The 10573-nt window shown below is 53.1% G+C and carries 10 protein-coding genes and 1 pseudogene; 6 read left to right on the top strand and 5 right to left on the bottom strand.

Features of this window, described 5'->3' with window-relative positions; genetic code table 11:
- On the top strand, positions 1 to 408 hold a 408-nt coding region (locus R6U67_RS11955; RefSeq protein ID WP_410252759.1), incomplete at its 5' end, for a cofactor assembly of complex C subunit B.
- A gap of 419 nt (positions 409 to 827) precedes the next feature.
- Here R6U67_RS11955 and R6U67_RS11950 read toward each other — a convergent pair.
- Positions 828 to 1064, bottom strand: a complete 237-nt coding sequence (locus R6U67_RS11950; protein ID WP_410252758.1) for a hypothetical protein — start codon at positions 1062 to 1064, stop codon at positions 828 to 830.
- 42 nt (positions 1065 to 1106) lie between these two features.
- On the opposite strand from R6U67_RS11950, the gene btpA reads away from it, so the two are divergent.
- The 3 genes from btpA (at position 1107) to argJ (ending at position 4297) form a co-directional block, all read left to right on the top strand.
- Complete coding sequence (gene btpA / locus R6U67_RS11945; RefSeq protein WP_410252757.1) at positions 1107 to 1961, top strand: photosystem I biogenesis protein BtpA; 855 nt, start codon at positions 1107 to 1109, stop codon at positions 1959 to 1961.
- Between the two features lie 52 nt (positions 1962 to 2013).
- Positions 2014 to 2964, top strand: coding sequence for a vitamin K epoxide reductase family protein (locus R6U67_RS11940; protein ID WP_410252756.1), 951 nt, complete (start codon positions 2014 to 2016; stop codon positions 2962 to 2964).
- A 91-nt stretch (positions 2965 to 3055) separates the two neighbouring features.
- A complete protein-coding gene (gene argJ / locus R6U67_RS11935) occupies positions 3056 to 4297 on the top strand; it encodes a bifunctional ornithine acetyltransferase/N-acetylglutamate synthase (protein ID WP_410252755.1) in 1242 nt (413 codons plus the stop codon).
- Positions 4298 to 4396: 99 nt separating this feature from the next.
- Here the strand turns inward: argJ and R6U67_RS11930 are convergent, their stop codons facing one another.
- Together R6U67_RS11930 and R6U67_RS11925 are read right to left on the bottom strand one after the other, a co-directional pair.
- On the bottom strand, positions 4397 to 5215 hold the full coding sequence (locus R6U67_RS11930; RefSeq protein ID WP_410252754.1) for a YfaP family protein: 819 nt from the start codon (positions 5213 to 5215) through the stop codon (positions 4397 to 4399).
- A gap of 68 nt (positions 5216 to 5283) precedes the next feature.
- A complete protein-coding gene (locus R6U67_RS11925; protein WP_410252753.1) occupies positions 5284 to 5943 on the bottom strand; it encodes an SDR family oxidoreductase in 660 nt (219 codons plus the stop codon).
- A gap of 190 nt (positions 5944 to 6133) precedes the next feature.
- On the opposite strand from R6U67_RS11925, the gene R6U67_RS11920 reads away from it, so the two are divergent.
- Entirely contained in the window at positions 6134 to 6883 is a 750-nt protein-coding gene (locus R6U67_RS11920) for a DUF1997 domain-containing protein (protein ID WP_410252752.1), read from the top strand.
- Here R6U67_RS11920 and R6U67_RS11915 read toward each other — a convergent pair.
- Together R6U67_RS11915 and R6U67_RS11910 are read right to left on the bottom strand one after the other, a co-directional pair.
- Positions 6849 to 9248 (bottom strand): ATP-binding protein, encoded by a 2400-nt coding sequence (locus R6U67_RS11915; RefSeq protein ID WP_410252751.1) that lies wholly within the window; start codon positions 9246 to 9248, stop codon positions 6849 to 6851. The genes R6U67_RS11920 and R6U67_RS11915 overlap by 35 nt on opposite strands.
- A gap of 181 nt (positions 9249 to 9429) precedes the next feature.
- Positions 9430 to 10317, bottom strand: coding sequence for a phosphate/phosphite/phosphonate ABC transporter substrate-binding protein (locus R6U67_RS11910; protein ID WP_410252750.1), 888 nt, complete (start codon positions 10315 to 10317; stop codon positions 9430 to 9432).
- Here R6U67_RS11910 and R6U67_RS11905 point away from each other — a divergent pair.
- A pseudogene (locus tag R6U67_RS11905) lies at positions 10316 to 10497 on the top strand (hypothetical protein). The gene R6U67_RS11910 and the pseudogene R6U67_RS11905 sit on opposite strands and share 2 nt — an antisense overlap.
- Positions 10498 to 10573 lie beyond the last annotated feature (76 nt).

The following is a 10573-nucleotide window of genomic DNA, read 5'->3' as shown; positions in this document are numbered from 1 at the left end:
TTAAAAGACTATCTGTGTCAACGTCGCTATCAGGTGGTAGGATTTGACCCAGAGGATAACCGTGTCACCTTCGAAGGAAACGTACGCGCCAGTTGGTTTCTCGCAATTTTTCTCAGTCTTTTAGCCGCCGTTGGTTTCCTCTGTGTTGCCTTAGTGTTAGCCACCCTTATCCCCAGTTTATCTCAGGGTATCATAGCCCTGGTGTTGCTCTCCCCCCTAGCTGGTGTTTTCTATTGGAAACAGGCGAATCGCCGGGAACAGGTTTCGCTCACCGTTAAAGCCATGGATAACAGCGACGAAAAAACTTCCCCCAAACTCGAAGCCGAGGGAAGTATTGCTACGATTGTTGGCCATCGGGACGAGTTGGCGGCCCTACAACGGGCCAGACCAGACTTGCAACCCAAATAACTCATTGAGTTAGCGAGAGACTCCAGCGAGTGCAATCACGTAAAACTCCTGGGAGGGTTGGAAGCTCCGTGATTGATCGCGGAGAGGAAAACCGACTCAAGCGGCTTTAGCCGCCAGCACCCCCTTGCGGGGTGGAGGGGTATGGTTGCCCCTCCATGGAGCTATGGTTGGCTCCGACTCCCTTGCGGGGTAATGTTGGCTAAGCGCTAACGCGCACGCTCCGCGAACGCTAATGTTCAGAGTCGGTACTTTCCCAATCGCACTGTCTTAACCCCTTAGGACTGTTTAACGATTCGGTTCTAGAGCCGGGAACTAGCACGCATTCCCGGGTAGGAACTTTAACTCTTGCTCGCTCACGTAGCCAGTTAAGGCTTAAGCTGGTCAGCTACCTGAAGGGGAGGGCACGAAGCCCCCGTGCTTCAGCCGGGGGTGCTGACAATCGTTTTGAGGGGCTTAGGATCTCGTTCAGCATCGCTACGTCCAGTATAGGCGCTCGCTTGTGCCAAAATCTCAGCAGCAAGAATCGACCCTAGCCCGAGAACTGCAACGAACAGACGGTATAGTTGATCTGGGACGGGGTGGCAGTCATGCCCCCAGTTCAATCGGCCCAACGCCTGGGACGATGATTGGCCGTGGGCGGCATCTAACCCGCACATCGTCACGTCTCCCGACTAACCAAGTCCGAGATTAGCAAAAACGTGGACTTCAAGCAGATTTTCCCAACCTCAAACCCAGTAATCGGAGTTGTACACCTACTTCCTTTGCCCTCCTCGCCCCGATGGGGAGGGAATTTGAAGACAGTCATCGATCGCGCCGAACGAGAAGCTGCGGCCCTAGCAGCGGGCGGCGTGGATGGCATGATTGTCGAAAACTTTTTCGACTCCCCGTTCACTCATGGACAAGTCGATCCCGTCGTCGTCAGTGCGATGACCGTAATTGTCGAACGCCTGATGGGATTAGTTACGGTTCCCATCGGCGTCAACGTCTTACGCAATGATGCCCGCAGCAGTTTGGCCATCGCCAGTTGTGTCGGCGCTAAATTCATTCGTGTCAACGTGCTGACGGGCGTTATGGCCACTGATCAGGGCATCATTGAGGGCCGCGCCCATGACGTGATGCGATACCGGCGAGAACTCGGCAGCGATGTCCAGATTCTGGCCGATGTGTTGGTCAAACACGCCCAACCCATTGGTAGCCCCAGTCTGAGCCTGACGGTCCGAGAAACTCTAGAACGGGGGTTAGCCGACGGGGTGATTCTCTCGGGGGTCGCCACGGGGATGCCGCCGAGTCTCGAAGACCTAGAGGTGGCCCAAGCGGCGGCGGGGTCAAAACCCGTCTTAATTGGGAGTGGTGCGACCTGGGAGAATATCCCTCATTTGATGAAGGCGGCCGATGGGGCCATTGTCTCAAGTTCCCTGAAACGACATGGCAAAATCCATGAACCCATTGACCCAATTCGAGTTAGCCAGTTTGTCGAAGCCGTCCAGGGAGATCCCTCAAACGAGACGGCGGCGATGGTGAATCGTCGCGCTTTTAAAAAAGTGCGATCTTAATGCCTAAAGGTGCCGTCTTAACCTGTGATCCGAATTTGGAGAAGATTCAACCATGACTCGTCGATTAGCCACGCCCCGCTTTAACCCTGGGTTGCGTCCCCTTATTGGGGCGATCGCCGTTTTAGGAGTCCTAGAGACGACGTTTTTAACGGTGGTGAAGCTAACGGACCAGGTGGCGACCATTTGCCCGACAGAGGGCTGTAATCAGGTCTTGACCAGTTCCTATGCCACAGTGTTCGGCGTCCCCCTAACTCTGTTTGGCCTCTTGGGCTATGCACTGATGGCTCTGTTTGCGTTTGCTCCCTACGGTATTAGCCGCGATCGCGATCGCAAGGGCCACGATCGCCTCGATCGCATCAGCGGCTGGGGGCTACTGGTGGGAGGAAGTGTCATGGCGGCCTTTAGTGGCTACCTGATGTTTCTTCTGGTGAACGAACTGCATGAGTTTTGCCCCTACTGTCTCCTCTCGGCGCTGTTCTCCTTTAGTCTGTTTGGCTTAGCGGCCTTTGGGCAACATTGGGAGGACGAGGGACAACCCCTGTTCACCAGCTTGATTCTTGTGTTTGTGACTCTGATTGGGGTCACTGGCCTCTACGCCGATCAGCGTCCAGGGGTGGCGGCTACACCGGCCGGGGCTATGGCTGAGGCGGGACAGCGCGGTGCGGCGATTACCACGGAGTCTGGCCGGTCAGAAGTGGCTCTGGCGGAGCATTTAACGGCCGTTGGCGCTCGCTATTTTGGGGCCTATTGGTGTCCCCACTGTTATAGCCAGAAACAACTGTTTGGCTCAGAGGCCTTTGACAAGCTGACCTATGTCGAATGTGATGCTAATGGCTATCAGGCTCAACCCCAAGTTTGTCAAGATGCCGGAGTGCGGGCCTATCCTACCTGGGAGATTGATGGGGAACTTTATGAGGGAACCCGAGAATTACGGGAGTTAGCCCGGTTGTCGGGGTATGAGGGCGCTCGCGAGTTTCGCCATTCGATTCGCAGCGTGCGCTAATGGCCGGTAATTGACCCGAGAAACGGGGACGGAGACTGGTATAATCCCCTCTCAAGGAATAACAATCGTTTTGACTTGGGGGCAAGAGATCGTGGCACAGTGGCAAGAAATTTCAGGGGCAGTGACGGCTCCTCGGGGCTATCAAGCGGCCGGGATTACCGCCGGCTTGAAACCTTCAGGGGCCAAAGATTTGGCGTTGATTTATTCTGAGGTCGATGCGATCGCCGCTGGGGTCTTTACAATGACTCAAGTGCGGGCGGCCTGTGTCGATTATTGTCGCCAACAGTTGCAACGCAAAGCCAGCGCCCGAGCCATTCTCTGTAATGCGGGCCAAGCCAATGCGGCCACCGGTGAAGGGGGATGGGAGGATGTGCGAGAAAGCGCTGAGTTGGTCTCTCAGTCTCTGGGAATCCCCGGTGATGCGGTGTTGTTGGCCTCAACGGGGGTCATTGGGCAACGGATTAAGATGGAGGCTCTACGTCAGGGGGTCCCTCAGGTGGTCTCGCAGCTTTCGGGGACCGGTGGTGATGAGGCCGCTGAGGCGATTGTGACCACGGACTTGGTGACGAAATCGATCGCCCTCGAAGCCCAATTTGGCGATCGCACGGTCCGCATAGGGGGCATCTGTAAGGGATCTGGCATGATTCACCCCAATATGGCGACGATGTTGGGCTTTATTACCTGTGATGCGGTGGTTTCGTCGCAATTGTGGCAGGAAATGCTCAGTCGGGCGGTCGATCGGAGTTTTAATCAGATTACGGTTGATGGCGATACCAGTACCAATGACACGGTCATTGCTCTGGCCAATGGCCAGTCTCGCACCCCGGCCATTGTCCGCGAAGGACCTGAAGCGAAGAAGCTCGAAGCCATGCTCACCGCCGTCTGTCAGCATCTGGCTAAGGCGATCGCCCGTGATGGGGAAGGCGCCAGTTGTTTGCTCGAAGTGTCGGTTCAGGGCGCCGCCACTGACGCCGATGCTCGCAAAATTGCCCGCACGATTGCTGGGTCGTCGTTGGTTAAATCGGCGATGTTTGGACGAGATCCCAACTGGGGTCGGATTGCAGCGGCGGCTGGACGAGCCGGAGTGACCTTCAATCAGGAGGAGTTGCGGATTCAATTGGGACGCTTTCAATTGATGGATGGGGGACAGCCGCTCCCCTTTGACCGTGCGGCGGCCAGTGCCTATTTACGGGAGAAGGCCGAGGGCGAGTATCTCAAGACGGATACTGTCGAAATTGGCGTCACCATCGGCAAAGGACCGGGTCAGGGGGTGGCCTGGGGCTGCGATCTCAGTTATGACTATGTTCGCATCAACGCCGAATATACGACGTAGTACCATTTTTTTAGACCGATAATATAGGACGCTTTTTTTTCTGAAACCCTTTCTTTGCAAAGGTGAAAAAATTAATATCGTCCTAAGTTTACTGTTTATTTAGTCTGATTGCTCAGCCGGTGAGGTTGGGGGAAAGCTGAACTCAAACACCTGACTGGGGGCGTCATCGCTGACGGTTCCGGTTTGGGTTTGGGTTTCGCCATCGAGGCTAATGGAGAGTTCAAAGGGGATGGGGGCGCGATCGCCGTTGCAGCGGGTAAAGAGAGTCACGCTGGCGATGTAATCCCCCTCGGGCGCATTTCCCGGCTCCCAAAACACGTTTTCAACGGGGTTCTCGAATTGGGACATACAGCCGGCGTTGGAGTCAACGTCGAGTTGTCCGCCTGAGGGAATGGACGGGTTGGCAAAAAAGGCGGTGTCCCCATTGGGATCGGTGACGGCTAAATCTAGGTCATCTAAGCTATTCCAGCGTAGCGTCACTTGGACATCGCCGGTTCCTAAGACGGGTTCAGCGGCGCTGGTGGTCTCCGTGGGCGGCGTTCGGTTGAATCCTAGTAATTCTTCAGCATTACTGTAGTATTGCACCCATTCCGAGAGTTGGGGATTACGACGCCAGCGATCGCGCCGGACATCGACGGATAATAAAGGGGTCATTAAACCCTGGTTTTCCCCCATCACCACCAGAGACACATCACTGACGACGATATCGGCATTGAATGTCTGCTGAATTTCCTCCTGAGCAATGGTTTCAGCCCGTGTCAGTAGATCTCGAAACCGCTCTCCGGGTTGGGGGCTAAGGGTGACGGTGAGCCGCTCGGTGGCCGCTTGCACCAGGGCTGGGGGCGTTAAAAGTGGGATGGCGATCGTCCCCAAAGCGACAATACGAAGGATTCGGGCGAGAGAGCGAGAGTAGAGCACGGATTTAAGCCAGTTGTGGACAAGCGTTGAGGCGGGGGGAACCCAGGGGTTCGCCGGAGTCGGGTGGCTCACCCGATTCCGGCGAACAGCTGAGCAATGTCTCGGGTTGGCGCATCCTCTTTGGCGACGATTTCCACAATTTTATTGCGAGCGTCGGAGGAGAAGAGCGCTTCGACACAAACATGGGCCACTTTCTGTCGAGGAATACTCCCTTCGGAAAGTGAATCGGCCGATCTCATGATAATCGGTGCGGGGGTATCTTCATTTTTGAGTCCCCCTGGACGCACAATGGTGTAGGTGAGTCCGCTTTGACGCAGCGCCTCTTCGGCTTGTTTTTTCCAGTACAAGACCAGCCAAAACAGGTTCAGGGGATGGAAAAACTCGGAGGTGCATAGGGAACTCACCAGGACAAACTGCTCGATATTGGCCGTTTGAGCCGCTTGAATCAAGTTTTGGGTTCCTTGGTAGTCCACCTTGTAGGGGCCGGTGGGATCGAGGCTCGGACGCGCTCCCGTGGCGCACAGTAGGCTGGTACAGTCGGCGAGGGCGTTGGCGAGAGTTTCGGCGTCGAGGACATCTCCAGTCACGAGTTCGGCTTGATGGGGTAAAATCTCTCGGGCGCGATCGAGGTTACGAACGAAGGCTCGCACGGGAATCTCCCGTTGAACTAGCTCTTGGACGATGTGGCGTCCTGTGGCTCCAGTGGCTCCGGCGACAAATGCTTTCACGGTTCCTATGGTTGCTATGGTGATGTTTCAGGTTAAGAAACAAGAGTGCTGCTGAATATCTTAGCGAATTCGGTCAAAGTTCCGAGATATTACTCATTGCCAGGGTAGATGAACAGGCTAAGCTAGAACAGAGGAAAGGCGAGTTGTCCCCTAGGAACAGTATCGCCTAATACTAAAGGACATTTGAACGATGCAGTCGTCTGTTAACTCGCAGTTCACAAACGCCCAAGACCATCCCGCTTCGGTTGGAGATGAGCCGATGACCCATCCTGAGACGGCTGACACTCAGGTGAGCGATCGCCTCTACTGGTTTTATACCCAGTTCGAGGGCGTCATGGAGATGTATGCTGAGGCAGAGGCGGTTCGTCAATATCTTGACCTTCATCAAGGCTGGTTTCGTCGCTGTGCAGCGCCAATGCAAGTGACGCCCCTGGGAGAGAATGGCTATGATTTGACGATTGGCCAGTTTGGGGCCTTGGGCTATTATGTGGAGCCAAAGATTGGTTTAGAGTTAATTCCCCAACGCGATCGCGTGTATCGGATTGAGACGATTCCGATTCCTGATTATGTTCCTCCGGGTTACCAGGTTGAGTTTCAGGCCACCCAAGTCTTAGAACCGCTGCCAGTCGAGGAGTTAGAACAGGCGGATTCTCCCATTACTCGGGTCAGTTGGGAGTTAGATTTAAATGTTGGGGTCTTGTTCCCGAAGTTTATTCGTTCCCTGTCTCCGAAGTTGATTCAACGAACGGGCGATCGGTTGATTACGCAAATTGTCAAGCAGGTTTCCCGCCGTTTAACCTGTAAGGTGCAAGAGGACTTTCATGAACGTTTAGGTCCTGAGTCCCTTGAACAGTACCGTCGGTTAAAGAAGCTTCGCACGAGCTTTGCTTGCCTTCCTCGGGAGGCTAATGACCCCGATCATAGGCCTCCTCAAGGGTAGAAATCACCGCCTTTTCCTGAAACTTCCGCGCCAGTTCAGTGACAGTCATTGCAAAAGCCTCATAATGGCTGTCCTCTTCCCGTAATGCTTGACATTGCTGAATGACTTGCTTGAGGGCACCACGACGGGCCGCATGAAGCAGACGCTCTAAATCCTCGGCCGGGGGGACTCGCCATGTCGCCTCGGCCTCAATGGCCGCCGTTGACGAGGTGGAGGGGGATGTCTCTAGGGCCGTTTCCCGAATCCAGGTGAGATGGAGATGCTGTTCTAACATCAATAAGAGGCGGTCAAACTCAATGGGTCGCGGTAGGAAATCATCGCTTCCGGCGCTGGTGCTAAAATGCCGATCGCGCTCAAAGACACTGGCCGAAGAGGCGATAATTGTGACGTTCTCTAACGACGGGGTGCGGCGGATTTGTCGCATCATTTCAAAGCCATCGAGAACGGGCATCACTAAATCGGTAATAATCAGATTAGGACAATGCTGTTTGGCTTTTTTTAATCCCTCTGCACCGTTGTTCGCCTCAAGGATTTCAAACCCCAAGGGGTGTAGTAAATTGGTTAATAACATTCGGTTTTGTGGCTTATCATCTACTAATAAAACCGTCAGTCGGCGACCCTCATATCCCACAATTCGAGAGCGGCTATCGGTCTTAATATCGCTCTCGTCGGCGACGGGAACCGTCATCTCAAACCAAAAACAACTCCCTTTGCCAAACTCACTGCTTACCTGGATTTTGCCACCCATCATCTCAACAATGCGTTGGGCGATCGCCAACCCCAATCCCGTCCCCTCCGACAACTGATAGGACTCTCCCACCTGTTCAAAGGGTAAAAAGATGCGATCCAATTGCTCAGCCGTCATCCCGACACCTGTGTCTTCAATCACAAACCGCAAGCCAACCGAGTCCTCAGCAGTTGACAACTCCGGTACAGGTAATACTGAAAAAATAATCCCCCCATGGTCGGTATATTTCGCCGCATTACCGAGGAGATTAATTAACACTTGTCGCAACCGCTTTTCATCCACCTCGATGGTCTCGGGTAACTGATCACTCGGTTGATAGGTAAATGTCAAACGTTTCTGAACGGCGCGGATTTGACACATTTCCGTAACCCCGGTCAGCAAAGCTGGCAACGAGACCACCCCAGGATGGAGTTCCATTTTTTGTGCCTCAATTTTGGAGAGATCGAGGATATCGTTAATCAACGTCAACAGGTGGGAACCACATTGATTGATCACCTCAACGCCCTGTCGTTGAATCTGATTTAAATCATCTCGTCGTTGCAGAATTTGACTATAGCCAAGAATGCCATTGAGTGGTGTGCGTAATTCATGACTCATATTGGCCAAAAACTCGCTCTTGGCTTGGGAGGCTCGATCGGCTCGTTCTCGGGCAATTTTTAAGTCTTGAGTGTAGAGTTCAACCTGTTGAATGAGTTGATTAAACGATTCGGCGACTGATCCGACCTCATCATGATTGTGGACGGGACAACGGAGGCTAAAGTCGGCGTTTTGGGTGACCTCGCGAGCCACCTGTTCCACATCGAGGAGTGGACGAGCTAGGGTGCGACTGGTGATGAGTGCTACCAGAATTGATAATAATCCCGATAGGCCAATACTGAGATAAATAATCCACTGTCGCCAGATTTTGGCCTGTTCGAGTCCCGCTTGGGCTAGTTCATGTTGGGCATCTGCGGCGGCATCGAGCCAAATTAGGTATTCTAGGAGGCGATCAAAGCGAACCTCTAAGGCGATCGCCTCTTGACTGGTCAGACTATCGAGAATTTGTTGTTGGGCGTTGGGAATTTCTACATCTGTGAGTTGGGGGGGATTCAGCTGTTGCCACAACTGTTGAATATCGGTTTCATAGTCTTGACTGACCTGTTCATAGTCCAGCAGGAGCGATCGCAGTTTGTCAACGTCAATATCGGATTCGTGGCCATAATGATCTAGGAAGGTTTCAAATTCAGAAATGGTCTCGCGAACTCGATTGACATCGGCTTCGAATTTCGAAACTTCGTAGTCGAACCAGATCGCATCGCCGAGGACTGTCATCAAGCGTTGAGGATGTAACCGTATCGCCCCGACAGAATTTTCTAAATTGTAGAGTAAATCCCGCTGGCGATCGGCGACAGAAAATTCAAAATAGGCACGCCGTTGATAATAATTCCCGATGGACAAACCACTCACGGTTCCGCAGACGGCTACGCCAATGACTAGACTATAGCCAAGTGCTAGTTTTTGGCCAATCTTTAAGCCGTCGGTTTTGCGGGTGAGATATTGACGGCCGGGGAAGGGCAACAGGTGCAAGCGTCGCTGTAACCGCTGCTTGAGATTCAGGAGTTGTGAGGATAAAGTCATGCGATCGCCGCGTTTTGAAACATTAACCTAAAAGCAGCCATCGCCATTGGCTGTTCATGATTCATCGGTAGTATTAAATCAATATAGCAGGACGCCCATAAATTAGGATATTAATTAAAATAATCAGGGACATTGATAACGATTAACGGCCAACGCTCAACCGGTAACGGTGACAGTTTCCTTAATCGAGAAAGTTTCCTTGGCCAATGGTGCGATAGGCTTCCCGGATGCTGTCATAGTCACGGTCTGCAACGGATACCACCTGTGAGCCAAGATATTTATTGTTGGCGGGAATTGTTGTAATCGCTGCTACAATCTCATCACTATGCTCTTGAGCCAATTGGCGCAATTCTTCAATAAACTGAGGTGAGGTGCGACTATTGACGACAAGCACATCATCTGGGAGAGGAGGACTTTGAACCAGTTGTCGATAGTCGTCAGCAGAGACATCATCTTGACTGAGAAAGTTACGATAATCGGTTAAAGAACCAAACCAAGCATCCACCTCTCCCCTTTGTAGGGCCTCAAGACTACCCTCATCTCCTAAAAACTCGACGGTGTAGTCTGTTTGAGGGTCGAGTCCGGCCTCAACTAGGAGACTTGTGGGACCGAGATGGCCACTGGTTGAGCCTAAGTCGGACATGGCTAAGAGTTTACCTTTGAGATCATTGAGTTCGGTAATGGGACTCTCGACGGGGACAACCCCGACACTGTGATAGTCGGGACGAGTAATCGCAAAGACGGGTGTGGCGTTGGTCCTGGCCCGAATCAGAACATACTCAGTGGGGCCGGCTAAGGCTAAATCAATGGTTCCGGCTTGTAAGCCAGCGGCGGCGACGGTGGTTGTGGCCACGGGATAAAACTCAATGTCACGGTTGAGGAGTCGGGACAATTCGGCCCGCAGCGGCTCATATTTGGCGGCTAAGGGAGCCAGTCCTTGTTCATCGGTGATACTTAAGGTGAGTGGTGACTTGGACTGGTTTTCATAGGGACCCCTGAGTTGCGATCTTGATCCAGCACAACCGGCTAAGAACAGGAGACTAGAACTGAGCAGTTGACGTCGTTTCATGGTTGGTGAGGGAGCGATGGATTCACGTAAAACTCCTGGGAGGGTTGGAAGCTCCGTGATTGATCGCGGAGAGGAAAACCGACTCAAGCGGCTTTAGCCGCCAGCACCCCCTTGCGGGGTGGAGGGGTATGGTTGCCCCTCCATGGAGCTATGGTTGGCTCCGACTCCCTTGCGGGGTAATGTTGGCTTCGCTAATGTTCAGAGTCGGTACTTTCCCAATCGCACTGTCTTAACCCCTTAGGACTGTTTAACGATT

The organism is Sodalinema sp., assembly GCF_046483825.1.
Lineage (GTDB): Bacteria > Cyanobacteriota > Cyanobacteriia > Cyanobacteriales > Geitlerinemataceae > Sodalinema.
The sequence above is the reverse complement of the archived record's forward strand: the minus strand, read 5'-3'. Positions and strand labels throughout refer to the sequence as shown.

Coding starts and splice junctions, on each gene's coding strand:
- R6U67_RS11950 (WP_410252758.1), bottom strand. CDS start 1,064: ATGTGCGGGTTAGATGCCGCCCACGGCCAATCATCGTCCCAGGCGTTG.
- R6U67_RS11940 (WP_410252756.1), top strand. CDS start 2,014: ATGACTCGTCGATTAGCCACGCCCCGCTTTAACCCTGGGTTGCGTCCC.
- R6U67_RS11920 (WP_410252752.1), top strand. CDS start 6,134: ATGCAGTCGTCTGTTAACTCGCAGTTCACAAACGCCCAAGACCATCCC.
- R6U67_RS11915 (WP_410252751.1), bottom strand. CDS start 9,248: ATGACTTTATCCTCACAACTCCTGAATCTCAAGCAGCGGTTACAGCGA.
- R6U67_RS11910 (WP_410252750.1), bottom strand. CDS start 10,317: ATGAAACGACGTCAACTGCTCAGTTCTAGTCTCCTGTTCTTAGCCGGT.